We start from the raw sequence: 26,551 nt of genomic DNA, 5'->3' as shown, positions 1-26,551 counted from the left end.
GGGTTTTCGTCTTCCGACGGCCATCCCAGTGGGTTCGCGAGCCGATTTGCGGCACGTCAATGCCGCAGGCAACCCCACAAGTGTAGGGGAATCCGCAGGTGGGGACAAAATCCCCGATGCTGTCGGCGCAATTCGGGGTTCCGTCGGCGATGCTACTTCGCGCCCCCGGCATCGGGCGGCAATCGGATCGAGACCAATCTGCGATCTGACGACACGCGAAGCACCCACAGACGGCCACCGTGACCGGCCACCCGGCCGACCACACCGCCGAGACGAGGGAGGACTGCGTGACCACCGACGACGCCATCCGGACCGACGCCCACACCGATCGGACCGATCCGGCCCGGACCGACGCGGCCCGGACCGACGCGGCATTGCCGATGACCGCTGCGCAACGCGGGATCTACTACGCCCAGCAACTCGAGCCCGAGGTTCCGATGGCGGTTGCGGCGTTCGCCGAGTTCCACGACGACGTCGATGCCGACGTGATGGAGCGCGCCGTCGCGGCGACATGCCGCGAGACCGAGTCGGGTCTGTTGCGTCTCGTCCCCACCGACGACGACGAGCCACGAGTGACGGTCGACCGCACCCGCACTGTTGCGCTGGGTCGCCGGGACTTCTCCGACGCCCCGGACCCGCGCGCGGCCGCGATGGAGTGGATCGATCACCATCGAGCCCAGAGCACCGATCTGTTCGGCGACCCGCTGCTGGAAACCCATCTGCTTCGGCTCGGCGACCGTCATCACATCTGGTACTGCTGGGGCCACCATCTGGCGTTCGACGGCTATGCGGCCATGTACATGATGGTGCGGGTCGCACAGCACTACACCGCGATGACGGACGGCAGCGACGTGCCGCCGGCCGACATCGCCTCGATGGCCGACATCGCCGATTTCGACGCCGAGTACCGATCGTCGGACGCGTTCGAGAATGACCAGGCCCACTGGTCGGCCACCCTGCTCGACGAGTCGGGCGAGTTCGCCGAGGTCACGTCCTTGTCGTCGCACACCGCCGCGGCGGCGCCGACGGCGACCGTCCGCGCGCACACGCTGCCGGCCGAACTCGTCGCCCGGATTCGCGGGCTCGCCTCCGCACACCGCGTCCGCCCCGCATCGGTGATCACCGCCGCGGTGGCTGCTTATCTCGGCCGGCTGAACGACCGCGACGACACTATGCTCAGCTTGCCGATGGCGGCCCGCGACCGCGACATCCTGCGGACCTCCGCCGGACTCACCTCCAACGTCGTTCCGGTGCGGGCGAACCTCGCCGATGACGATGGCACACCGGTCACCGTCGCCGATCTGCTCGGGTCGGTGAACCGCGAGATCAAACAGGCTGTCGCGCACCAGCGGTTCCGGCACGAGGACATCACCGCCCGAGTTCTGGGTTCCCCCAGCGGCCGACGCGGGTTCTTCGGGCCGATGGTCAACGTGATGCTGTTCTTCGAGCACATCGACTTCGGCGACTTGCGCGGTGAACTCAACGTGCTGTCCACCGGACCGGTGGAGGACGCGTCGGTCAACGTCTACGACGGATTCACCGGCGGGATGCGTCTGGACCTGGAGGCCAACCCGAACGTCTACTCCCCCTGGGAGATCCGAACGCACCACGAGCGCATCGTCGCGTTCATCGAGCGGTTCGTCACCGCCGAGGCCACGACGGCGGTCGCCGACGTCGAGGTGATGGACGCCGAGGAAGCCGAAACGATCCGACGCGACACGCACGGTGAGGACACCGACCCCGGCGCAACCACCCTTCTCGACCTGCTCGCCGATGCCGCTGGGCGCAACGGTGAGTGCCCAGCACTCGTCGGCGACAGCCCGGACAGCGGCACCGCGCTCAGTTACGCCGATCTGACCGCGCGCGCCGAGGCGGTCGCCGCCCGGCTACGTGCACGCGGCATCGGGCCGGAGAGCGTGGTCGGCGTCGCCCTGCCCCGCAGCATCGACCAGGTCATCGGATTGCACGCAACCATCCGCGCCGGCGCCGCATTCCTGCCGATCGACCCCCACGAACCGGCCGAACGACTCACGCACATCCTGACGACGGCGCAACCCGCGCTGGTGATCGCCGACGATGCGTTCGTCCCCCCGGTCGCCGCCACGAACACCGGGATTGTGGGACTCGACGAGTTGTCGACGTCGGGGTCGTCGCTTCGCGAGACCCGGGCGACTCGCCGGCGGATACGCGAGTCGGTCCACGGCGACCACCCCGCCTACGTCCTGTTCACGTCGGGGTCCACCGGAAAGCCCAAGGGCGTCATGATCTCCCACCGGTCGATCGTCAACCGCCTGCAGTGGATGCAGGCCCGCTACCCGCTGACCACTGACGACCGGGTCCTGCAGAAGACACCCGCCACGTTCGACGTGTCGGTGTGGGAGTTCTTCTGGCCGTTGATCTCCGGCGCCACGCTGGTGGTTCCGCGCGCCGACGGACACCGCGATCCGTGGTACCTGCGCGACGCGATCGCCACCCACCGGATCACGACGATGCATTTCGTCCCGTCCATGCTGTCGACGTTCGCCGCCGCACACTCCGACGACCAGGGACCGGCACGTTCGGACCTGGTCTCGGTGCGACAGATCTTCACCAGCGGTGAGGCGCTCACCGCGGAAACCGTCGCGGCGGCCGGGACACTGTCCGACGCCCCGATCCACAATCTGTACGGCCCCACCGAAGCGGCGATCGACGTGACCTTCCACGACCGTTGCGGCACCGACGCCGTCAACGTTCCGATCGGTTCTCCGGTCTGGAACACCAGCACCCATGTCCTCGACCACCGCCTGCGGCCGCAACCGGTCGGCGCGATCGGCGAACTCTATCTCGGCGGTGTACAGCTCGCCCGCGGCTACGTCGATCGACCGGACCTGACGGCCTCGCGTTTCGTCGCGGCCCCGGAGGGGGGCGGTGAACGGCTGTACCGCACCGGCGATCTCGTCCGTCGTCGCCCCGACGGCGAGCTGGACTATCTCGGCCGCAGCGACTCCCAGGTCAAGATCCGCGGTCAGCGCGTCGAGCTCGGCGAGATCGAGGCCGCGCTCAGCACGTTGCGGGGTGTTCGGGCCGCCGCCGTACTCGTCCGCGACGACCTCGTCGCCGACTCCGACGCGATCGCCGGGTACGTGATCGGCCACGACGACCTCCACGACCGCAACCTACGCGCCGAACTCGCCGACCGGCTCCCCGAACACATGGTCCCGACGGCCGTGATGGTGCTCGACGACCTGCCCACCACCGCCAACGGCAAACTCGATCGTCGCGCCTTGCCGGCGCCGCAACGGCCCGTCGGCACCGACCGCATCCCACCGGAGACGCCGTTGCAGGAGCTGGTGGCCGACACCGTCGCCACCGTCGTCGGTGCCACCGACATCTCGATGTCGGACAGCTTCTTCGACCTCGGCGGCAACTCGCTGTCGGCGACTCGCGTGTCCGCGCGCCTGTCCCGGGCGACCGGTCAACGGGTGGGCATCCGAACCATCTTCGACGCCGCCGACATCGCCGACATCGCCACCGCACTGCGCGATCTGGGTGTGTCCGACACCGTCGACCGAACCACCCGCGCCGATGAGGCCGAGGCGTCCACCGCAGCGGCGCCGACGGGACCGGTACCGCTGTCGCCCGCGGCCACGCGGCTGTGGCTGACCAACCGGATGGACACCACCGATGCGGCCACCTACAACATCCCGTTCACGGTGCGCCTGGTGGGACGGCTCGACACCGACGCACTCACCGCGGCGCTGCGCGACGTCGTCACGCGTCACGAACCGCTGCGGACCCGCGTCGTCGAGGTGGCCGGCAGCCCGTACGCCGACGTGATCGACCCCGCCGACGTCGATCTGCAGATCCCCGTCCTGACCGCCGACGACGCAGGGCCGGTCGGCGACTTCGCCTCGGCCCCATTCGATCTGGTCCGGGACATGCCGATCCGGGCACGCATCGTCACCACCGGCGACGACGACCACCACCTCACCGTCGTGATCCACCACATCGCGGCAGACGGCTGGTCACTGGCGCCGCTCGCCGGCGACCTGGCACACGCCTACCGCGCCCGCCGCGACGGCACCGCCGGGGATCTCGAACCGCTACCGCTGACCTACTCGCAGGTGAGCGCGCGCCGCCACGCGGAACTCGAGACGACCGCCGACGACGATCTCGCGTTCTGGACCGACGAACTCGCCGGTCTGCCCGGCGAGACGGAGCTGCCGTTCGACCGGCCGCGCCCCCGCGTACCGGATGCGGCCGGCGGTACCGTGCACACCGGTGTCGACGCGGCCACTCACCGCCGGATCCGCGACATCGCCGACGACCACGACTCGACGGTCTTCATGGCGTCGCACGCCCTGGTCGCCGCCCTGTTGCGCACCATGGGCCGCAGCTCCGACATCGCGGTCGGCACACCGGTGTCCGGGCGTGGCGATCCGGAGGCCGATGCGATGGTCGGCATGTTCGTCAACACCGTCGTGCTGCGCACCGACGTCTCCAAAGACGGCTCGTTCACCGACCTTCTGGCACACGTCCGCGACCGTGATCTCGCCGCGTTCGACCATGCCGACCTACCCTTCGACCGACTGGTCACCGAACTCAACCCGCAGCGCGGGAACACCCATCCGTTGTTCCAGGTGTCGGTCGCCGTCGAGGACAGCACCGCGATCGACCTCGAGTTCGCCGACCTCTCGGCCACGGCATCCCGTGTCGACACCGGACACACCAAGTTCGATCTGCAGTTCACGTTCACCGAACATCACTCCGCCGACGGCGGCCCGGGTGGAATCGCGATCGAGATTGGCTATGCCGCAGCACTGTTCGACCGGTCGACGGTCACCGCGGTCGCGGCGCGGCTGCGTCGGCTGATCCGCGCGGTCGCCGACGACCCGTACGTCGTGATCGGCGACGTGTCCCTGCTCGAGCCGGTCGAGCGTCTCGACCTCGTGCCCGCGGTCGGCGCCGGAGGGCGCCCGGTGGCGCACCTGACGCGGATTCTGGCGGCTGCCGCGAACGCGGAGCCGCAGCGCTCGGCCGTCACCGACGGCACCCGCACGCTGACCTACCGTTCGCTCGACGCAACGGCCAACCGGCTGGCACGCCTGCTGATCGCGCACGGGGCAGGTCCGGAACGCTTCGTCGCCGTGTCGATGCCGAGAGGCGTCGACTGGATCGTGACGCTGTGGGCCATCGCCCGGACCGGGGCTGCCTGGGTGCCGGTCGATCCGGAATACCCGTCGGAGCGCATCGACTTCATGATGACCGACTCCGGCGCGGACCTGGTGATCACCGACCGCGTCAGCGATCCGGGCGTGCAGACCGCCACGACACTCCGGCTCGACGACGACGCCGTCGTCGCCGAACTGGACCGACTTTCGCCCACCCCGCTCGCCGACGACGAGCGCCTCGGACCGCTCGACGTCGACCATCCCGCCTACCTGATCTACACATCGGGGACCACGGGCCGACCGAAGGGGGTCGTGGTCAACCATCGCGGCATCGCCGACTTCGCCGCCGAAGAGGTAAGCGCCTTCGGCCTCGGTCCCGACAGCCGCACCCTACAGTTGGCGTCCCCCAGCTTCGACGCGTCGGTGCTCGAACTGCTGATGGCGGTGTCGGCCGCGGCGACGATGCACATCGTGCCGCCCGGTGTCGTCGGCGGAAACGACCTGGCCGAGTTCCTCCGGGTGCGGCGCATCACCCACGCGTTCCTCACACCGTCGCTACTGACCACAATGGAGCCCGATCAGCTGCCCGAGCTGCGCACGCTGGTCATCGGTGGCGAGCATCCCAATCCCGAGGCCGTCCGCCGCTGGTCGGCGGGTCGTGCGCTGTTCAACGCGTACGGCCCGACGGAGACAACCGTCGTCGCGACGATGTCGGGCGACATCGACCCCACCGACGAGGTGCTGACCATCGGCCGCCCGATCCGGGGTATCGCCGCGATGGTGCTCGACGAACGTCTGCAGCCGGTCGCACCGGGCGCGGTCGGCGAACTCTACATCGCCGGGCCGCACCTGGCCCGGGGCTACCACGGCGTTCGGCCGCTGACGTCAAAGCGGTTCGTGGCCAACCCCTTCGGCGACCCAGGTGACCGTATGTACCGCACCGGTGACCTGGCGCGGTGGACGGGCGACACAGCGGCCCCCGCCGGTCGCCGGTTGGAGTTCCGCGGCCGCGCCGATCACCAGATCAAGATCCGCGGACACCGCATCGAACTGGGTGAGATCGATGCGGCGCTGGTCAGCGACGACGTCGTCGCGGCCGCCGTCACCACCACCCATGGCCCGGCCGCCGAGGCACGCCTGGTCGCGTACGTCACGAGAAGCGACGCCGCCCGCGGCACCGACGGTGAACTCGTTGCAGCGGTGCGTGATCGACTCGGCGGCCGACTGCCCCGGCACATGATCCCGTCGGCCATCGTCGTGCTCGACGAGATCCCCACGACGCCCATCGGCAAGGTCGACATGCGCGCCCTCCCCGACCCGGGACCCGTGGTCGACGCCGGGACCCGATTCGTGGCGCCGCAGACGCCGGCAGAGCAGGCGGTCGCCGCCCTGTTCGCCGAGCATCTCGACGTCGACGGCACCGATGTCGGGCGCGATCACGACTTCTTCGATCTCGGCGGCAACTCGCTGTCGGCGACGCAGCTCCTCTCCGGGCTCGAGGAGATCGCCGGCCGTCGAATCTCGGTGCGCGACATCTTCGAATATCCGTCCGTGGCGGCACTGGCGCGCCTCGCCGCCGGCACATCGACGGAAACCGTCGGTGCGGCAGAGAAGGTCCGCGGGTTGACACCCTTGCGACACGATCCGGACACCGAGGTGGCCCCCGGGCCGGCCCAGCAGCAGTTGTGGTTCCTGAACCGGCTCGCACACTCCGAGTCCGCCGACGGAGCCGCACAACCGACGTCCTCGGCGAGCGCGTACAACATCGCGTTCGCGCTCGATCTCCGCGGCGAGCTCGACGTCGACGCGCTGTCGGGGGCCGTGCTGCACGCGGTGGGGCGGCATGAGCCGCTGCGCACCGTCTATCCCGACCGCGACGGACTACCCGAGATGGTCGTGCGTCCCGCCGAGGACGTCGTCGCACCGCTCATCGCGCAGACAACCGATCCGTCCGGATGGCGCACCCAATCCCGTCGGCTGGCGACCACCGGGTTCGACCTCACGACCGAGGCGCCGTTGCGGATCGCGTTGCACCGCATCGTCGGCGCGGAGGCCGAACCGGGTGCCGATGATGCCGGGCCACACCACAAATTGACCATCGTCGTGCACCACATCGCGGCCGATGGTTGGTCGATGACGCCGCTGGCGCGTGACATCGCCGGGGCGTATGCGGACCTGCGCCACGGTCGGTCACCAGGCCAGGAACCGCTGTCGGTCGGCTACCGCGACTATCTGCGGTGGCAGGCCGAGAACCTCGGGGTCGACCCCGCACGCGGGCTGTCGATCCAGCCCGGACACGACCACACCGAGGACGGGCAGGACGGCACGCGGCAGGCCGAGCTCGCCGCATGGTGGCGCCGCGAACTCGACGGGATCGACGCCGCCCCCGCCCTGCTCCCCGACCGACCGGACCCCGCCACGCACGCCACCACCGGCGTCGTCGAGGTGGAGTTCGGCACCGATCTGCGTGCTCGGCTGCGGGACCTGGCCGACGGCCAGGCAACCGAATTCATGGCTGTGCACGCCGTCTTCGCCGCGCTGCTGCGGCGCCTGCACTCCGATCCCGACGTGCATGTGGGTGGCGACGCCGCCGACATCGTCGTCGGCACGCCCGTCGCGGGACGCAACGATCCCCGGTTGTCCGACCTGGTGGGAATGTTCGTCAACTCGGTGGTGCTGCGCACCCCGGTCGACGGGTCGGTGTCCTTCGGCGAGCTGCTCGACACGGTGCGTCGCAGCGACCTCGAGGCCCTGTCACAGTCCGACCTTCCGTTCGAGCAGGTCGTCGCAGCGGTCAATCCTCCTCGCACCGAACGTCATCCGCTGTTCGGCATCGTGCTCGCCTTCGACGCCGACGCCGACGACGGCCGGACGGCCGGTCATCGGATCGGACTCGACGGACTGCAGGTGACTCCGGAAGAGGTCGAGACGGGTTCGGCACGGTTCGACCTCGAGCTGCGCATCCGCGGCGACCGCGCCCGGTTCACCTATGCCGGCGACGTGTTGAGCCGCGCCCGGGTGCAGACCATCGCCGACGCCTTCGTCTCGCTGGCCTGGCAGGTCGTCGCCGATCCCGATCGACGCATCGATGACCACACCGTGGTCACCCGCAGCGCCGCCATCGCCGAGGCCGCCACCCGGCCACGCCATCTCGCCGACATTCTCGAGGCCGCCGCCGATCGGCACCCGGACCGGATCGCCGTCGAGAACGGCCGGGACACCATCACCTACCGTGACCTCGACCGGCGCGCCGACACATGGGCCCGCCACATGACCGGATTGGGGATCGGCACCGACGACGTCATCGGGGTGGCCCTCGAACGATCGGTCGACTCGGTGACCGCGGTGTGGGCGGTCGCGAAGGCCGGTGCTGCGGCCCTGCCGATCGATCCGGGATATCCTGCCGAACGGGTCGCCCACATGCTCGAGGATTCCGGCGCACTTCTCGGCATCACCGCCGCGGAACGCTTCGGCGAACTGCCCCAACATATCTGGTGGGTGAGCCCGGCGACACTGGACGCCGGCGCCACCCGGTCGACCCGCGGCAGTACGCGGCCCGGTCATCTCGACAGCACCGCGTACGTCATCTACACCTCCGGGTCCACCGGCGCACCCAAGGGTGTCTCGGTCCCCCATCGCGGGCTTGCCGGGTTCGCCGCCGAGCAGACCGCCCGTCACGGTGTCACCGCGGACAGCCGCACCCTGCACTTCGCGTCGCCGAGTTTCGACGCGGCGATGCTCGAGCTGCTGCTCGCCGTCGACGCGGGCGCGACGATGGTCATCGCGCCGCCGACCGTGTACGGCGGCGACGAACTGACCGACCTGCTCGCCGACAAGGCGGTGACCCACGCCTTCATCACGCCCGCGGCGCTGGCCGCCGCCGCACCCCGCGACCTACCGGCCCTGGAGACCGTGGCGGTGGGCGGCGAGGCATCACCGCCGGAGGTCGTCGCGCGTTGGGCACCCGGACGCCGCTACCTGAACTGCTACGGCCCCACCGAGACCACGATCGTCTCCACCATGTCGGACCCGTTGTCGCCGGGCGACGAGATCACCATCGGCACACCCGTCGACGGCATGACCGCATTCGTGCTCGATCACCGCCTCCGTCCGCTGCCCGAACGTGTGCCCGGCGAGCTCTACCTGACCGGACCCGGCGTGGCGCGTGGGTACCTGAACCGCAGAGACCTCACCGCGACCCGTTTCGTCGCGGCGCCGGCCGGCGACGGTGCGGTCATGTACCGCACCGGCGACATCGTCAGCCGCCGGCCCGACGGTGCACTGATCTACCACGGCCGCAGCGACAACCAGGTCAAGGTCCGTGGCTTCCGGATCGAGTTGGGCGAGGTGTCGTCCGCACTCGGTCGCCATCCCGCCGTGGACTGGTCGACCACTCTTGTCTCCGGCAGCGGCGCCGACGCCGTCCTCGCCGGATATGTCACGCTGCACGCGGATCTGGCAGCGGCCGACCGGCCGGACGGAACCGAGATCGTGAACGCGATCCGCGGGCGCCTGCCCGCACAGATGGTTCCGGCGTCGGTGACGGTGATCGACGCCATCCCGTTGACCGCGAACGGAAAGCTCGACCGCAAGGCGTTGCCCACGCCGACCACGACAGCCCGACCACACGCCGGCCGTGCACCACACACCCGGGCCGAACAGGTGGTCGCGCAGGTGTTCGCCGACGTACTCGGTCACGAGGACGTCTCCGCCGACGACGACTTCTTCACCCTCGGCGGTACGTCGCTGCAGGCGACCACCCTCACCAGTCGCCTCAATCACGTGCATCGCGGAGACCCGCTGCGGGTCCGGGCGATCTTCGACCACCCCACGGTGTCCGATCTCGCCGGCCGCATCGATCCCGTCGACCAGGCGTCGGACGGCGAGACCGCAGTCCCGGCAACACCATCCGCGGAGTTCCGATCCACCGAGCGTTCGTCCACCGTGCCGCTGGCACCGGTACAGCGCCGCCTCTGGTCGCTGACCCGCGCCGTCCCGGACTCCGCGCAGTACACGATCCCGTTCGCCTTGCGGCTCACCGGCGAACTCTCGGTCGAGGCCGTGCACGGCGCCGTGGTGGACGTCGTCTCCCGGCACGCCGCGCTGCGGACGGTGTACCCGGTGCGCGACGGTCAGCCGGTCGGGATCGTCCTCGACGACGCCGAGGACGTGGTCGGTGCGCTGCGCGTGCACCGCCACGCGGACCCGGCCGGAGTCGCCGACGAGATCGCCCGTCGCCCCTTCGATCTGACCGCGGATGCGCCGCTGCGCGTGGCCCTCACCGCCGCGGGACCCAACGAGCACGTGCTCGTCATGGCGATCCACCACATCGCCGCCGACGGTGCGTCACTGCCCGTGCTCGTCGGTGACCTGATGACCGCCTATCGCGAACGCCTCGCCGGCCGCACCGAGACGTGGCAGCCCGCCGAGGTCGACTTCCGCGACTTTGCGCACCACATGGCGGCGCAGGAGACGTCACGCGACGACATCGGCTACTGGGTCGAACGGCTCGCCGATGCCCCGGCGGAGACCACGCTCCCGCCGACGATCCACGGCACCGAGAGCGACACCGACACCGACACCGACCGGGGTGCCACGATCACGGTGGCGATCGACGACGACATCCGCGACGGACTCGCACAGTTCGTCGGCGACCATCGCACCACCGCGTTCTCGGCGCTGCACTGCGCGCTGGCGATCCTGTTGCACCGCATGGGGGTGGGCAGTGACGTGGTGTTGGGCACCCCGGTTGCCAACCGTTCCCCCGGCGCGGGCATCGGGGCGGACTTCTCGCAGGTGGTCGGGATGTTCGTCAACACCCTCGCGCTGCGCACCCGGATCACACCGGATCACAGTGTCGCCGACCTGATCGCCGAGGTCCGTGACGACGATCTGGCGGCTCTCGATCACCGCGACCTCCCGTTCGACGACGTGGTGAGCGAACTGAACCCGCCCCGCGAGGTGGGCCGGCACCCGCTGTTCCAGGTGGCGTTGTCGGTCCACGACTTCGCCGACGGCATCGACGGCGAGTCCCTGCCCGTCGACGACTCCCTCGTGGCCGAGATGTCGGAGATCGACAACGGCACGGCCAAGTTCGATCTGCAGTTCACCGTCACCGGGATGAGTTCCGACGCGGGCGGAGCCGCGGTCGAGGTCTCCTACGCCGCCGACCGCTACGGCCGTGACGACGTCGAGATGCTGACCACCCGCCTGATGCGGGTGCTGCGGGCGATGATGTGCGATCCACAGCGCACTGTCGGCGACATCCGCGTCACCGATCCGCTCGAGGTCGCACGACTGTGCCCCGGCAACGGGCCCGCGGCAGCGACACCGGTCACCTTCGGTGAGCTGCTCGACGAGGCGGCCCGGCGCAACCCGACCGGTCTGGCCGCCGTCACCGAGCACGCATCGATCACCTACGCCGAGCTCGATGCCCGCGCCAACCGGCTCGCGCGGCTGCTGCTGGGACGCGGAATCGGCTCGCACCCCGACGATGTGGCCGAACCTGTGGTCGCGATGGCCGTTCCGCGATCCATCGACGCGCTGGTGGCCATCTGGGCGATCGTCCGGACCGGAGCGGCATACGTACCGGTCGACCCGACCTATCCGGCGGACCGGATCGCTCACATGCTCGACGACAGCGGGGCGCGACTGCTGATCACGACCGAGGACGCCCGGTCCGCGGTGGACACCGGGACACCCACCCTCGTCCTCGACGACGTGGCCGTCCGCACACGTCTCGGGCACTCGTCGCCGGCCCCGCTCCAGGCGCATGAGCTGCCCGCGCCGATCCGGACCGACCAGCTCGCCTACATGATCTACACGTCCGGCTCGACCGGACGTCCGAAGGGCGTGCTGGTTCCGCACTCCGGGCTGACCGCGGTGCGTGACGAACTCCGGAATCGTCTCGCGCCCAACATGTCGTCGCGGGTGCTGCACTTCGCTTCACCCAGCTTCGACGCCTCGGTGCTGGAGTTCCTGATGGCGGCGGCCGGTGCGTCGACACTCGTCGTCGCGCCGACCGATGTTTACGGCGGCGCGCCGCTCGCCGATTTCATCGACCGGCACGGGGTGACGCACGCGTTCATCACCCCGGCGGCGGTGGCGACCATGGATCCCCACGCCGTCCCCACGCTGCAGGCACTCGCCATCGGCGGTGAGGCATTCGGCACCGAGTTGGTGCGACGCTGGGCACCCGGACGGAGCGTGATCAACGTGTACGGCCCCACCGAGACGACCGTAATCACCACCGGCAGTGCGGAACTGAGCGCCGACACCGAGCTCACCATCGGCACCCCGAACAACGGGGTCGGTGCGATGGTGCTGGACGAGCGGCTGCATCCCGTCCCACCGGGAGTGACCGGAGAGTTGTACCTCGTCGGTGATCAGGTCACTCGCGGCTACCACCGACGACCGCAGCTGACCTCGACCCGATTCGTTCCGGCCCCGATGGTTGCCGGCCCGGATCGTGCAGGTCGTCGGATGTACCGCACCGGCGACCTGGTCAGCTGGACCGCCGATGGCCGGCTCCGCTACGTCGGCCGAGGCGACAACCAGGTGCAGGTGCGTGGTTTCCGCGTCGAGCTCGGCGAGATCGACGAGGCACTGGCCTCCCGGCCCACCGTCGATTTCGCCGCGACCATCGTCGACGGCGGGAATGCCGACGGGGCCGCCGCCACGATCCGCAGCTACGTCACGGCCACGGGTGGTGCCGACATCGATCCGGAGGCACTGCGACGGGAACTGTCCGCACTCCTGCCGCGCCACATGATCCCGTCGTCGATCACCGTGCTCGAGGAGATCCCGCTGACCCCGGTCGGCAAACTTGATCGGCGGGCCCTGCCGGAACCGGATTTCGCGGCCCGATCGCGCGCACCGAGGTCGGGCGCGGAGTCCACTGTGGCCGCGGTGTTCGCCGACGTGCTCGGCATCGATGTCGCCGCGGTCGGCGCCGAGGACGGGTTCTTCGACCTGGGCGGCAATTCGTTGATGGCCACCACGGTCACCGCGAAGTTGGCGGAGCTGTCGGGCCGCGACATCAGTGCCGGAACCCTTTTCGGCGCACCGACTCCCGCCGAACTCGCCGCCGTCCTCGACGACGAGACCGGCGCTCAGGGAATGGCCGACGTCGACCCGTTCGCCACCCTGCTGCCGTTGCGTCGGCCGTCCGCCCACACCGATGAGGACACGGACAGCCCGCTGTTCGTCATCCACCCGGCGATCGGCCTGTCGTGGAGCTTCACCTCCCTGCTGCCGCACATCGAGCCGGGCCGACCCGTGTACGGCCTGCAGAACCCGATGCTGTCGGGCGGTCCGCAACCGCAGTCCATTTCCGAGCTCGCCGCCCGATACATCGAGCACATCCGGGCGGTGGCGCCGTCGGGACCGTACCGGCTGCTCGGGTGGTCGCTGGGCGGATTGATCGCCCAGGAGATGGCGGTGGCATTGAGCGAGGCCGGAGAGGTCGTCGACGAGCTGACGTTGCTCGACTCGTTCGTCGTCGCCGACCGCCCCGGTTTCGACGAGACCCCGTCGGTCGCCGAACTGTTGACCGAGTTCGGCCTGCAGGCGGAGGTCGCCGACGGGACCGAGCCGACCATCGACGAGGCATGGGATGCCGTCCGCGGCGCGGGCGGACCCCTGGCCGGGCTGGGCCGCGACGAGTTCGACGCCGTCCACCGCACGTTCCTCGCCGCCACCGGGCTGGCCGCCGACTGGCGACCACGCACCTACGACGGCGACGCCGTGTTCGTGACCGCCACCGCCGACCCGCCGCCGGGTGGTCCGGCGATCGGTGACTGGGCGGGCCGGATCACCGGGACCATCACCGAGGTGACGGCCGACTGCAGTCACGCCCGGATGTTGCTTCCCGAGAACGTGATCGGATATTCGGCTGTCCTCGACCGATCCGGGGAGCCCCACCAGACGAACAACACGTGAAAGACGTTCCGACAGAGATGTTCACCGACAGAGATGTTTACCGATAGGGAGGATCGATGACCAACCCGTTCGACAACACCGAAGGCGTGTTCCTGGTGCTCGTCAACGCCGAGAACCAGCACTCGCTGTGGCCCCAGTTCGCCGTTGTGCCCGACGGCTGGTCGGTGGTGTTCGGCCCGGCAGGCCACGACGAGTGCCTGACGTACGTCGAGGAGAACTGGCGGGACATGCGTCCGGCGAGCCTGATCCGGGCGATGGAGGGGAGTGAGCGCGTCCATGGGACGACACGCGATGCCTGAGCAGGCCACCGACGTCGCGCTCCGCCTCGACGGCGTGTGCAAGACCTTCCGATCAGGATTGACCGGACGCGGACCACGGGTGAATGCACTGTCCGGGATCGATCTCACCGTGCGATCCGGGACCGTGCATGCCCTGCTCGGTCCGAACGGGGCCGGGAAGACCACCACGGTGCGCGCCGTCGCCACGTTGATGCGACCCGACTCGGGGTCCGTCGTCGTCGACAGCGTGGACGCCGTTGCCGAACCCGACCGGGTGCGCGAGATGATCGGGGTGTCCGGACAATACGCCGCGGTCGACGGAAATCTCACCGGCTTCGAGAATCTCCGGATGGTCGCCCAGCTCTACGGCCACCGTCGCCGTGCGGCGGCCGAGCGGGCGCGGGCGATGATCGCCGACCTCCGCCTCACCGACGCCGCCGACCGGCCGATGCGGACCTACTCGGGCGGGATGCGACGCCGGCTGGACCTGGCCGGTGCCCTCATCAACGAGCCGTCGCTGGTGATTCTCGACGAACCCACCACCGGCCTCGACCCGCGCGGCCGCCGCCAGATGTGGGAGGTCATCACCGAGCAGGTCGCGGCCGGCACCACCGTGTTGCTGACCACCCAGTACCTCGAGGAGGCCGATGCGCTGGCCGACGAGATCACCGTTATCGACCGCGGTACGGTCCGCGCCCGGGGCACCGCTGCCGAGCTGAAAGCCACCACGGCCCAATCGATCTTGACCGTCGAGGTGGCGGGCGACGGCGACGACGCCCGAGTCCGGAGCGCACTGGCCGAGGTCGGACTCGGTGCGCCGCACCGTGTCGACTCCCGGACCTGGTCGGTGGCGGTCGCCGACGGCTCCCGCAGCGCCGTCGCGGCGGTGCGGGTGTGCGACGGACTCGGCATCGACGTGGTCGACGCGACGGTGAGCACCCCCACGCTCGACGACGTGTTCCTCGAGATCACCGGGCGGACGGAGTCGAGCGCCGCGCCCCGCGAGGACGAGAACACGGCCGACGAGAATCCCACCGCCGATCGCGGGACCGAACGATTGGAGCGCGTCTGATGTTCGCCGACACCGCCGTCATCATCGAACGAAACCTGTTGACCGTCCGCCGGATACCGACGCTGCTCATCAGCGCGACCATCCAACCGCTGATGTTCGTCTTCCTGTTCGCCTACGTGTTCGGGGCGACGTTCGGCGGCGGCTCCTACCGTGAGTTCCTGATGGCCGGCATCTTCGCGCAGACCGTCGTCTTCAACGCCGCGTTCACCACCGTCGGACTCGCGAACGACATGTCCGACGGCATCATCGACCGCCTACGATCGTTGCCGATGTCACGTCTGGCGGTGATCGCCGGCCGGGTGAGCTCCGACATGCTTCTCGGCGTCCTCGGGCTCGCCGTGATGGTGGCGTGCGGACTCGCGATCGGCTGGCGGGTCCGCGGCAGCGCGTTCGACGCGGCGATCGCCTTCGGCATCATCGTCCTGTTCGCCCTCGCCATGGCGTGGGTGGGCGCGGTGACCGGGCTGGCCGCACCGAACGTCAATGTGGCACAGAGCATCGGCTTTCTGTGGATGTTCCCCGTGACATTCCTGTCGAGTGCGTTCATCTCGGCGCAGAGCCTTCCCGGATTCCTACGGCCGATCGCCGAATGGAATCCGGTGACCGCAGTCGCCACGGCCTGCCGACAGAAGTTCGGCAACCCGTCACCCCCGGACTTCCCGGCCCCGTCCGGGTGGGTCGCCGAGCATGCCGTCGGCTATTCGATCGGCACCAGTCTGGCCATCCTCGCCGTGTGTATCCCGTTGTCGCTGATCCTGTATCGGCGGTCGACGAACTGACCTGGGGTCTCGATACGCCACTCACTACGTTCGCGGCTACTCGACCAGCGGGAGGTGACGCCCCACCGCCGGTTGAGTAACAACGTGCTCGCCCCACCGCTGGTTGAGTAGCGACGTGCGAGCCTGCGAGCCCGACGCGTATCGAAACCCGCCGCACCACCACCGGGGTCTCGATACGCCACTCACTCCGTTCGCGGCTACTCGACCATCGGAAGGGGCAACGTTCGCGGCTACTCGACCAACGGAAGGGCGACACTCCCCCGCCGGTTGAGTAGCGACGCGCGAGCCTGCGAGCCCGACGCGTATCGAAACCCCCCGGCCCCACCACCGAGGTCTCGATACGCCACTCACTCCGTTCGCGGCTACTCGACCAACGGAAGGGGCTACGTTCGCGGCTACTCGACCAACGGAAGACCGCCGGTTGAGTAGCGACGTGCGAGCCTGCGAGCCCGACGCGTATCGAAACCCGCCGTAGCCGAACAGATTACAGTGCCACCTGCGCCAGGATCGGTGTCGTCGGTTGCGGTGAGCCACCTGCCGGCTCGACGGTGACGGCGAGAACCGTTGCCGAACCCAGGTTCTCGACGAGGGTCGGCGAGTCGCCACCGCCCGGCGGGATCAGCCCGGCCGATACCGGCTGCTCCTGGTCGGCGACCAGCCAGAGCTGGAACTCGCGGTCCGCCGGGATCGGGTTGTCGAGATCCCTCAGCAGGGCCACCGCCTGGTCGGTCTCCCGCGAGGTCACCACCGAGATGGTGCCCCGATCGTCCTGCAGGTCCTGTGCCGAGAGTTGCGCGTCGGGCGCGGAAAGCACGTCGAGCACCTGCTGTTGGGCCGCGGTCACCGTCGGCGCAGCAGGTTCGGGTGCCGTACCGCGACCGATCAGCACGCCCGCGCCGAGAGCGACCACCACGGCAACCGCGGCGGCGGCGACGATGGCGGCTCGGCGGCGCCGACGTGCCCGGTCGATCGGGATCACCGCGGGCACATCGCCGTCGACGCCTCGCTCGGGCAGGCCGCCACCGTCTGCCTCGGCTCCGTCGCGACCGCCGGGAGCGGTGAAGACATGGTCGAGCACGCGGTCGCGGAGATCGGTCGGGGCGTCGACCGCGTACGAGCTCGCGAGGTCGGTCATCGCCGCGCGGGTCTCGGCGATACGGGCGTCATAGATACGACGTTCGACGTCGGTCAGGTCACGGAGTTCTTGCTCCACGCGTTCGTGTTCCGCGGGCGGCAGCACCGCCACGGCGTACAGTTCGATGTGGTCGTCGAGCCAGTCGGTGTCAGGCATACTCGCGACCCCTCAGACAGTTGCGGAGTTTGCGCAGGCCGTCGCGGATGCGCGTCTTGATGGTCGGCAGCGGCGTCGACATGTGTTCGGCCACCTCGGGATACGTCAGCCCACCGAAGTACGACATCTCGATGCTGTCGCGCTGCAGATCGCTGAGCCGGTTGAGGCACGTCCGGAGTTCCACGCTCTCCTCGCGCTCCACCACGATGTCGAGCGGCACGGAACCCGGTGGCGCCTGGTTGCCGGACTCGTACTCCGTCGCCTTGCGACTGTGCAATTCCTCCGAGCGCACCCGGTCCACCGCGCGACGGTGCGCGATGGTCATCATCCAGCTGATGACGGTTCCACGCCCGGGGTGATACTGGTCGGCCTTCTGCCAGAACTGCAGATACGCCTCCTGTACGACTTCCTCGGCATAATTGCGGTCACGCACGATGCGCAGGGCGAGTCCGTAGATCCGCGCGCTGGTGAGGTCGTACAGACGGGTGAATGCGACCCGATCACCGATCGCCGAATCCGCGAGCAGGGTACGCAGGAGTTCGGGATCGTTGGCCGCCCCCGGGGATGTCATCCCTCCACGGTAGCCAACACCGCCGGGCACGGGCCGCGAGATCGCTTCGGCGGTGCGGTCTCAGGTACGGCCGTTACACTTGGACAGCCGCGCACGGAGTGGGAACGGATTGGGGCATCGTGGGGAGACATCAGCGTCTGATCGCCGGGGTGTTGGCGATGGTCGCCGCCATTGTCGGCACGTGGGTCGCCGGCGCCGGGACGGCGTCATCGGCACCGGCGTCGCGGATCGTGAGTTCCTATGACGACGACCCTCAGCAGGTCACGCTGGTCGTGTACTCCGCGTCGATGAACGAGAACATCCCCGTCACCGTGCTCACACCACGTGACCGTTCCCGGCCGAGTCCCACGCTGTATCTGCTCAACGGAGCCGGTGGCGGCGAGGACTCCGCCACGTGGGAAGCACGCACGGACTACAAGGAGTTCTTCGCCGACGAGGACGTGTACGTGGTGACACCCGTCGGCGGTGCGTTCTCGTATTACACCGACTGGCAGCGCGACGACCCGGTCCTCGGCCGCAACCAGTGGCAGACCTTCCTGACCGAGGAACTGCCACCGCTCATCGACGAACGCTTCAACACGACGGGACGCAACGCCGTGGCCGGGATCTCGATGGCCGGCACCACGGTCTTCAATCTCGCCATCGCGGCGCCGGGCCTCTACCGATCGGTCGCGGGATTCAGCGGCTGCGCCCGCACCAGTGACCCGCTCGGCCAGCAGTACATCCGATTCGTCGTCGCCGACCGTGGCGGGGGCGACCTCGAGAACATGTGGGGCCCGATGAACGGTCCCGGCTGGCGCGCGAACGATCCATATCTGAATGCGGAGAAGCTCCGCGGCACCAAGATCTACATGACGTCGGGCACCGGACTTCCCGGGACACACGAGCGTCTCGAGGACCCGTTCGTCGACGGCGATCCGTTCTTCCTCGCCAATCAGGCCGTGCTCGGTGGGATCATCGAGGTCGCCATGGACCAGTGCTCACGGCAGATGGCGGGCCGGCTGGCCGAACTCCGCATCCCCGCCGACGTCACGTTCCGCAATACGGGCACCCACTCCTGGGGCTACTGGCAGGACGATCTGCACACCACGTGGCCGAAGATCGAAAGCGATCTGCGCTGACCCGACAGGTCCGGGCGACGGGTGGGTCAGGTCACCAGCGATCGAGACTGGTGTAGCCGTCCTGGAGCGCCCGGGCCAACAGGTGGGCCTTGGTCGGGGCCTCGCGTCCGACGCCGGAGTACTTGGCCCGGATACGGGCGAGATGGGTGCTGACGGTCGACGCCGAGATGAACAGGGCGGCGGCCGCTTCCTCTTTCGACTCGGCGGCCAGCCAGGCCAACAGCACCTCGACCTCGCGCGACGACAGTTCCGGACGACGAAGCTCTGGCATCGCACCTTCCGCGTTGCGATAGTCCGACAGTCGTGCCACCCGACGACCCGTTGAGCCAGGGGGCTCACCGGTGACGTCGGCGCCGACCCCCCGTCGAATCGGCGCCGACGACGGCTGCTGTGGAATGTGTGAACGCGCGGTCATCTGTCATCCTTCGGTCGGCACCACTGTCCCCCGCTGCTACGGGCGCTCCAGTCCCCCGACAAGACCGCACCACAGGAACTGCACGCTAGGGCACCGGCGTTCGATCGGTGTAGACCCAGAATTGGGGACACCGCCTGCCCGGCGGGCACCACCCATCGGACATGTACACGCTCTGAGCTGGAGTTTCCGCGACATCCCCCCCGCCATCCGGAGGCGAGACATGAGGTGAGATCCGTCTCAGTCGGGAGGGAGCGCCCGCCCTGGACTCAGGGTCGGGTGTCGCCCGATCGCCCGGATTCACGTCCGATTCCGCCGCGCCGCGACGACCGATCCGGCGCCGACGCCGGTCCGCGTCCCGGGAAGGGCAGCCATCCGTCCTCGACTGCTCGCTTGAAGAGATCGAGTTTGGTGCGGGTGGGCCGGCCGGCTGCCGCGTACTTCTGGCGGATTCGTTTGAGGTACTCGTTGACGGTCTCGGCGGAAACGCCGAGCGCGGCCCCCACCCCTGCGGACGTCTCACCGGACGCGTAGAGCGTGAGAACGCGTTGCAACTGGGGACTCAGGTCGACCGTCGCGAGTTCTGGGTCCCCGTCGATCGCCGCGGCCCATTCGGTGGTCAGCACCTCACACCCGGAGCCGGCGGCCCGGATGGCGTCGACGATCTCCTGCTCCGAGGCGGATTTCAGCACCACCCCGAGCGTCCCCGCCCGGGCGGCGGACCGGAGGAGCGCCGGGTGCTCGCCAGAGGTGTAGACGACGGTGCCGATACCCGATTCGGTGAGGCGGGTGACGTTCTCGCCGGGGGTGGTGCCGTCGTCGAGGCGCAGATCGAGGATCACGATGTCCATCGGGATGCCCTGCTGCAGCAGACCGCTGACCGTGGTTGCCGAGCACACCAGCTCGAGGTCGGGATGTCGGTCGAGAATCCGCTCGACACCCCAGACCGGCGACGGATGGTCGTCGACCATGCCCACACGGACCACGGACCGGACGTCAGGTGTCACCCCTACCTCCGTCCGTTCGACCGCCGCCGGCGTCGGCCGGCATGCCCCGGCATGTCGTTGTACAGCGCACCCCCCAGACTAGTCCGTCCGTGACGCGGGTCATGCAGTCGACCGACTCATCCGTTGCCGTCGGATTCCGCGGAAGTGCTGGCCACACCCTCACCGACCTGGCACGATGAAACAAGAACATGTTCTAGTTTTGAGGAGAGCCGCCGATGACCCACGCCGCGTCCACCCACGAGATCCTGGGCAGCACCGTCACGATGCCGGTCGAGATCCGTCACGCGCGGTGCATCGTCGCCGGATTCACCGCGGACAGCTCTGCGGTCGAGCGAGCGATCCGGTCGGCGGGGCCGACAGAGGGACGGCTGCGCCCACTGCGCATCCGTCCGGGCCGCACGATGTGCATGGTGGTCTTCGTGGACTACGTCGACGGCGACCTCGGGCCGTACAACGAGTTCGGTGTCTGTTTCCTCGTGGAGGATCCGAGTCGGCCGCCGAGCTCGCCGTTGGCAGCGCTGGGTTCGCTGGCCCGGGGCGACGCCCGAGCGCTGATCCACCATCTACCGGTGGACGGCGATTTCACCCTCGCGGCCGGCCGCGGCATCTGGGGCTTCCCCAAGACCCTGGCCACCTTCGACGTCGACCACGACGCGGCGACCAAACACGGTCGGGTCAGCGCCGACGGACAACTCATCGCGGACCTGACCGTCCGACCCGGAATCACGGTGCCCGACAACGCGAAGGACACGGTCCTCAACGCCTACTCCCAGCTCGACGGTGTCCTGCGGGTGACCCCGTGGAGACTCACCTCCACCTCGGGCACCCGCTCCCGGGTGGGCGGGGCGCGCCTGACCCTCGGCGACCATCCGATCGCCGACGAGCTGCGATCGCTGAAACTCGGGCGGCACGCGCTGATGTCGACGTCCGTCGACAAGGTGACCATGACCTTCGAGGACGCCACGGCCGTGTCCTGACCCGATCCCGTTCCGGGGGCGCATCACTAGACTGGCCGGACAGCCCGAACGACGTGCGGATGGTGCGGCGATGAGCAATCTGGAGACCCGACCCGACGAGATCGACTGCCGCCCGAGCGTCGAACGAACCGCGCCCCGCACCGACGGTGCCGTGGCCGTCGAGGTGCTCACGGCGCGTGACGTCCCCCTGGGCGGGCCACGTGCGATGACCGTGCACCGCACCCTCCCCCAGCGCCGCCGCTCGCTCATCGGCGCGTGGTGCTTCGCCGATCACTACGGGCCCGACGACGTCTCGGCGACCGGCGGGATGGACGTACCACCCCACCCGCACACCGGTCTCCAGACGGTCAGCTGGCTGTTCTCCGGGGAGATCGAGCACCGCGACACGATGGGCAACCACGCGATGGTCCGGCCGGGCGAACTCAACCTGATGACCGCCGGACACGGAATCGCCCACACCGAGGTGTCGACGCCGGACACGACGATCCTGCACGGCGTGCAGTTGTGGGTGGCACTGCCGGAGTCGGCGGCCGACACGAAACGCGACTTCGCCCACCACATCCCGCCGGTCGTCGAGCGCGCGGGCGTCGAGGTCCGCGTCTTCCTGGGTGAACTGCTCGGCGAACGATCACCGGTGCACACCTTCACCCCGCTGCTCGGTGCCGAGTTGCGGTTGCGGCCGGGCGCACAGATCGACCTCCCGATCCGGCCCGAACACGAGCACGGTTTGCTCGTCGACGCCGGCGTCATCCGGATCGTCAACTCCGTCGCGGAGCCGCTGGCGCCGACCGAGCTCGGCTATGTCGGAATCGGTGCCGCGACGCTGCGGCTGCGCAACGACTCCGAGGTCGATGCCCGCGCCGTGCTTCTGGGCGGAGAGCCGCTCGACGAAGAGATCATCATGTGGTGGAACTTCATCGGCCGCAGCCACGACGACATCGTGGCCTTCCGCCGGCAATGGTCCGATCACAGCGACCGGTTCGGCCAGGTGGAGGGCTACACCGGCGACATCCAGCATCTGCCCGCGCCGGCGTTGCCGACATCGCGCCTGAGCCCGCGACACAACGTCCCGGGTCAGGCGTGATCTGGCGGCCCACCCCGATCCCTGAGGAGCCCGCGAACGAAGTGAGCGTGCGTCACCCGATCCCTGAGGAGCCCGCGAACGAAGTGAGCGTGCGTCACGAAGGGTCGATCAGGCCTGGTGGCCGAGAAGCTTCGCGAAGTTGTCGATCCCGGCCTGTTCGGCCGACCGGTGCGAGTCGTTCTGCCGGTCGGGCCCGGTCGCGCCCGAGACCACCGGGTCCCGCGGCCGATCGGATCCGGAACCCCGGATCGCGGTGACGAGTTCGCCTGCCGCACGCCGGATGCGATCGGTCAGCAATGCGGTGTCACCCGTCGTGCCGGCCCAGTCCTCCGCCGCCGCGTAGACACCCGTCGGGAGAACGACGGCACGGAGATAGCTGAACAACGGACGCATCGCGTGATCGAGGACCATCGAGTGGCGCGGGCTCCCGCCGGTCGCGGCGATGAGGACGGGGATGTCACGCATCCGGTCCACCTCGACGAGGTCGAAGAACGACTTGAACAGGCCGCTGTACGAGGCGTTGAAGACGGGTGTGGCCGCGATCAGGCCGTCCGCACGGTAAATGGCCTCGAGTGCATCACGCACCCCGGCGACAGCGAATCCCGTCGTCATCGACCGGGCCACGTCCACCGCCAGATCGCGCAAGTTGACGATGTCCACGTCGACCGCGCCTGCCGGGAACGCGGTCGTCACAGCATCCACCAGTCGGCGCACGAGCAACCCGGTCGACGACGGGTCGCCGAGTCCGGCGTTGACTGCGACGATCCGCACCGGTGCGGTCATGCTTCCACCTTCCGTTCGGCGTGGTCTGCGGGACGTTCGAGGAGCGCGGTATCGCGGGCGGCGACGAGCGAGGCGTGCGTCGGGGCATCGGGCACCTGCGTCGGGCGGCCCGCCGCGAACCCGGCGCGCAGATCCGGCAACACCTCGCCGAGTTCGTCGAGCTGGGAGAGAACCGTCTTGAGCGGCAGCCCGGCATGATCGACGAGGAACAACTGGCGCTGGTAGTCGCCGAAGCTCTCCCGGAACGACAACGTCTTGTCCAGGAACTCCTGCGGGCTACCGACGGTCAGCGGGGTCTGATCGGTGAACTCCTCCAGCGACGGGCCGTGCCCGTACACGGGCGCCTTGTCGAAGTACGGCCGGAACTCACGGACGGCATCCTGCGAGTTCTTCCTGATGTAGAACTGTCCGCCGAGGCCGACGATCGCCTGCTCCGCCGAGCCGTGCCCGTAGTGCTCGAAGCGTTCGCGGTAGAAGCCGATCAGCTGCTGGAAGTGTTCCTTCGGCCAGAAGATGTTGTTGGCGAAGAACCCGTCGCCGTAGTACGCGGCCTGCTCGGCGATCTCCGGACTGCGGATCGAGCCGTGCCACACGAACGGCGCGACCCCGTCGAGCGGGCGCGGTGTCGAGGTGAACGACGTCAGGGGCGTACGGAAACTGCCCTCCCAGTCGACGACGTCCTCGGTCCACAGGCGGTGCAGCAGATGGTAGTTCTCGATCGCGAGCGGGATGCCCTGCCGGATGTCCTTGCCGAACCACGGATAGACCGGGCCGGTGTTTCCGCGGCCGAGCATGAGGTCGACGCGGCCGTCGGCGAGATGCTGCAGCATCGCGAAGTCCTCGGCGATCTTCACCGGGTCGTTCGTGGTGATCAGGGTGGTCGCGGTGGAGAGTTGCAGCCGTTCGGTCTGCGCGGCGATGTAGGCCAGCGTCGTGGTCGGCGACGACGAGAAGAACGGCGGGTTGTGATGCTCACCAAGGGCGAAGACGTCGAGACCGATGTCCTCGGCCTTCTTCGCGATCTCCACGATGGCCTTGATCCGCTCGTTCTCCGTGGGCTCGACGCCGTTCGTCGGGTCCACCGTGATGTCACTGACGCTGAAGATTCCGAACTGCATGTCGCGCCTCCCTGGCACTCTGCGGATTGTCACCCAGTCTAACCGGACCGTGGTCCGATTAATTCCCTCGCGCCTCGCCGCACCTCACGCGGCCCGTTCGGTGTCCGGATCTCGACAATCGGTCCATGGGTTAGTGTGGGCTTACTCAAGAGGAGGAGACGATATGAACGTTCGGAAGTCCCTGGCCGCGGCCGTGCTGTCGGGTGCAGCGGTGTTCGCGATCGCCGGCTGTTCCGAGGACGCCACGGACACCGCGAGCAGCGCCGTCAACGACGCCTCCGCGGCCGTGGCCTCCGCAGCGAGCGACGCGACGCAGGCGATCGTCGGGCTGAGCAATGACGACGCACAGGTCATCCTGCGCAAGTCGGTCGATCCCGACACCTCGTCGGAGGAGCTCGAGGCCGTCGTCGACACGACGAACCCGGCCACCAAGGCAGCACTGCAGGGCTACGCCCGGGCGTCGAACGCGGCCGGCTACACCCCGGACGTCTACACCGTGACAAATGTACGTGAGGACGGCGAGAACAACGCCGTCGCCACCGTGTCGATCGCGAGTCCGCACGCACCGCAGCCGGTCGACATCGAACTCGCGTTCGTCGAGGTCGACGGGGAATGGAAGCTGGCCGGCAGTGCCATCACCCAGCTGACGACGATGGGCGGACAGCACGGCGGCTGACCCGTCTCCAGCTGAACGATTTCTGGCCGCAACCGGATGCCCGGTTGCGGCCGGATTCGCCTCGAGGGCCGTTATGCGTTCGTGATCTTGTTCCGGTGCAGTGGAATCAGACAGAACCGACGATCGGCTGCGCGGGGTGGTACCGGGCATAGGCCGAACGGCCAGGAGGTACGCCATGCGGGGGACCGATCATCCGACCGACTCGATACCACCGGCGGTGACCGACCAGATCGCGACCTGGCCGGTCGACAACCACGACACCGGGTATCACGAGATCGGGTATCACGACACCGCTGGGTACGACCGAGATGCGTTCACCCCGGATGATCACGTCGTCCGAAGCGACGACCACGACAGGCTCCCGCCGGTGACACCGCCTTCGGTGTTCGCGCCGATTCACCCGACCGCCGACCGCCCACTGCCGACGCCCGCGGACATCTGGGTCCCGTCGGTTCCCGATGCGACGTCGCCTCCCGCCCGACGCCATCGGCAAACCAGTTCGGCAATGGCGACCACAGCCCTGGTGACATCGATCGTGTCGTTGCCACTGGCGCTGATCGGAGTCGGCGCGATCATCGGCTTCGTCGGAACCGTGCTGGGTGTCGTCGCAGTCATCCAGATCGCGGCGGGCCGTCGGCCTGCACCCGAACCCAACCGCTATCGGGGTGCCGGCCGCGCCATCACCGCGGCGGCCCTCGGGATCGTCAGCATGGCGATCGGGGCGCCGATTCTCCTGGTGATCTTGATGTTCATGGCCGTCGTCTGATCGACGTCAGCATGCTCAGCTGACGGCGCGCAGGCGTCGGCTGTCGCCGCCGCCGAGTTCGCGGCCGAGCCATGCGACGACCTCGCTCATCACCTGATTGCGTTCGGTCGCACTCTCGATCCGTGCCAGCCCGGGCATGCAGTTGATCAGGCCGGCGTGGAAGGCCGCGTCCTGCGACATGCCGTGACGGTCCATCACATCGCCGTAGGCGGCGATGGCGTCGTTCAGCTCGGCGTAGGTGACCGCGTCGTCTCCGAAGCGCACAGCGGCCAGGCGCGGGGTGATCTCGGCCCGTCGCCGGATATCGTCAAGCAGTTCATTCATCATGACAGTCGTTCCCCCGAGCTCGATACGTCAACCCTGGCCACGCTGCCTCCCAGTCAGACTGGCACCGGGTCCTTCTCTCTAGCTTGCCTTGCTAACGGACCTTTGGGAACCATTGGTGCCACTTTGTGTGTGAATCCACAAGATGTTGTGGATGCTCTGTACGACCTCCATGTTACTGTTGTGACTCTCGTTATTGGAG

16 protein-coding genes are annotated in these 26,551 nt (G+C 68.9%); 9 read left to right on the top strand and 7 right to left on the bottom strand.

Annotation, left to right across the window (positions count from 1 at the left end):
• Positions 1-380: 380 nt before the first annotated feature.
• The 4 genes from V1Y59_RS00700 to V1Y59_RS00685 are packed head-to-tail and all read left to right on the top strand — an operon-like array spanning position 381 to position 16,219.
• Positions 381-14,090 carry a non-ribosomal peptide synthetase gene (locus V1Y59_RS00700; protein ID WP_431309076.1) on the top strand — a complete coding sequence of 4,570 codons (13,710 nt, stop codon included), beginning with the start codon at positions 381-383 and terminating at the stop codon, positions 14,088-14,090.
• 56 nt (positions 14,091-14,146) lie between these two features.
• The gene (locus tag V1Y59_RS00695) at positions 14,147-14,389 is read left to right on the top strand and encodes an MbtH family protein (RefSeq protein ID WP_330502926.1); all 243 of its coding nucleotides are present in this window, start codon (positions 14,147-14,149) and stop codon (positions 14,387-14,389) included.
• Positions 14,367-15,440: an ABC transporter ATP-binding protein gene (locus tag V1Y59_RS00690; protein WP_330502925.1), complete on the top strand. Its 1,074-nt coding sequence runs from the start codon at positions 14,367-14,369 to the stop codon at positions 15,438-15,440. Before V1Y59_RS00695 ends, V1Y59_RS00690 begins: the two co-directional genes overlap by 23 nt.
• Positions 15,440-16,219 carry an ABC transporter permease gene (locus V1Y59_RS00685; protein WP_330502924.1) on the top strand — a complete coding sequence of 260 codons (780 nt, stop codon included), beginning with the start codon at positions 15,440-15,442 and terminating at the stop codon, positions 16,217-16,219. Before V1Y59_RS00690 ends, V1Y59_RS00685 begins: the two co-directional genes overlap by 1 nt.
• Positions 16,220-16,703: 484 nt before the next feature.
• Here the strand turns inward: V1Y59_RS00685 and V1Y59_RS00680 are convergent, their stop codons facing one another.
• The gene (locus V1Y59_RS00680) at positions 16,704-17,510 is read right to left on the bottom strand and encodes an anti-sigma factor (protein WP_330502923.1); all 807 of its coding nucleotides are present in this window, start codon (positions 17,508-17,510) and stop codon (positions 16,704-16,706) included.
• Positions 17,503-18,081, bottom strand: coding sequence for a sigma-70 family RNA polymerase sigma factor (locus V1Y59_RS00675; RefSeq protein WP_330432722.1), 579 nt, complete (start codon positions 18,079-18,081; stop codon positions 17,503-17,505). Before V1Y59_RS00675 ends, V1Y59_RS00680 begins: the two co-directional genes overlap by 8 nt.
• A gap of 158 nt (positions 18,082-18,239) precedes the next feature.
• On the opposite strand from V1Y59_RS00675, the gene V1Y59_RS00670 reads away from it, so the two are divergent.
• Positions 18,240-19,202 carry an alpha/beta hydrolase gene (locus V1Y59_RS00670; protein ID WP_330503222.1) on the top strand — a complete coding sequence of 321 codons (963 nt, stop codon included), beginning with the start codon at positions 18,240-18,242 and terminating at the stop codon, positions 19,200-19,202.
• Between the two features lie 31 nt (positions 19,203-19,233).
• On the opposite strand, the gene V1Y59_RS00665 is transcribed toward V1Y59_RS00670, so the two are convergent.
• Both V1Y59_RS00665 and V1Y59_RS00660 read right to left on the bottom strand, forming a co-directional pair.
• Entirely contained in the window at positions 19,234-19,617 is a 384-nt protein-coding gene (locus tag V1Y59_RS00665) for a LuxR C-terminal-related transcriptional regulator (RefSeq protein WP_330502922.1), read from the bottom strand.
• A gap of 266 nt (positions 19,618-19,883) precedes the next feature.
• Positions 19,884-20,585: a response regulator transcription factor gene (locus V1Y59_RS00660; protein WP_330503221.1), complete on the bottom strand. Its 702-nt coding sequence runs from the start codon at positions 20,583-20,585 to the stop codon at positions 19,884-19,886.
• 251 nt (positions 20,586-20,836) lie between these two features.
• Here V1Y59_RS00660 and V1Y59_RS00655 point away from each other — a divergent pair, with 251 nt between their 5' ends.
• Both V1Y59_RS00655 and V1Y59_RS00650 read left to right on the top strand, forming a co-directional pair.
• The gene (locus V1Y59_RS00655) at positions 20,837-21,598 is read left to right on the top strand and encodes an acetoacetate decarboxylase family protein (RefSeq protein WP_330502921.1); all 762 of its coding nucleotides are present in this window, start codon (positions 20,837-20,839) and stop codon (positions 21,596-21,598) included.
• 70 nt (positions 21,599-21,668) lie between these two features.
• A complete protein-coding gene (locus tag V1Y59_RS00650) occupies positions 21,669-22,682 on the top strand; it encodes a pirin family protein (protein ID WP_330502920.1) in 1,014 nt (337 codons plus the stop codon).
• A gap of 108 nt (positions 22,683-22,790) precedes the next feature.
• Here V1Y59_RS00650 and V1Y59_RS00645 read toward each other — a convergent pair whose 3' ends face one another.
• Positions 22,791-23,465: a CE1759 family FMN reductase gene (locus V1Y59_RS00645; RefSeq protein WP_330502919.1), complete on the bottom strand. Its 675-nt coding sequence runs from the start codon at positions 23,463-23,465 to the stop codon at positions 22,791-22,793.
• Positions 23,462-24,583, bottom strand: coding sequence for an LLM class flavin-dependent oxidoreductase (locus V1Y59_RS00640; RefSeq protein WP_330502918.1), 1,122 nt, complete (start codon positions 24,581-24,583; stop codon positions 23,462-23,464). The genes V1Y59_RS00645 and V1Y59_RS00640 overlap by 4 nt, the downstream gene beginning before the upstream one ends.
• A 163-nt stretch (positions 24,584-24,746) precedes the next feature.
• Between V1Y59_RS00640 and V1Y59_RS00635 the strand changes: the two genes are divergently transcribed.
• Positions 24,747-25,259, top strand: a complete 513-nt coding sequence (locus tag V1Y59_RS00635; RefSeq protein WP_330502917.1) for an MTB12 C-terminal domain-containing protein — start codon at positions 24,747-24,749, stop codon at positions 25,257-25,259.
• A gap of 175 nt (positions 25,260-25,434) precedes the next feature.
• Positions 25,435-26,025, top strand: coding sequence for a DUF4190 domain-containing protein (locus tag V1Y59_RS00630; protein WP_330502916.1), 591 nt, complete (start codon positions 25,435-25,437; stop codon positions 26,023-26,025).
• A gap of 15 nt (positions 26,026-26,040) precedes the next feature.
• On the opposite strand, the gene V1Y59_RS00625 is transcribed toward V1Y59_RS00630, so the two are convergent.
• The gene (locus V1Y59_RS00625) at positions 26,041-26,352 is read right to left on the bottom strand and encodes a hypothetical protein (protein WP_330502915.1); all 312 of its coding nucleotides are present in this window, start codon (positions 26,350-26,352) and stop codon (positions 26,041-26,043) included.
• Between the last annotated feature and the right edge of the window lie 199 nt (positions 26,353-26,551).

It is taken from the genome of Gordonia prachuapensis, from assembly GCF_036350515.1.
Taxonomy (GTDB): Bacteria; Actinomycetota; Actinomycetes; order Mycobacteriales; family Mycobacteriaceae; genus Gordonia; species Gordonia prachuapensis.
The sequence above is the reverse complement of the archived record's forward strand: the minus strand, read 5'-3'. Positions and strand labels throughout refer to the sequence as shown.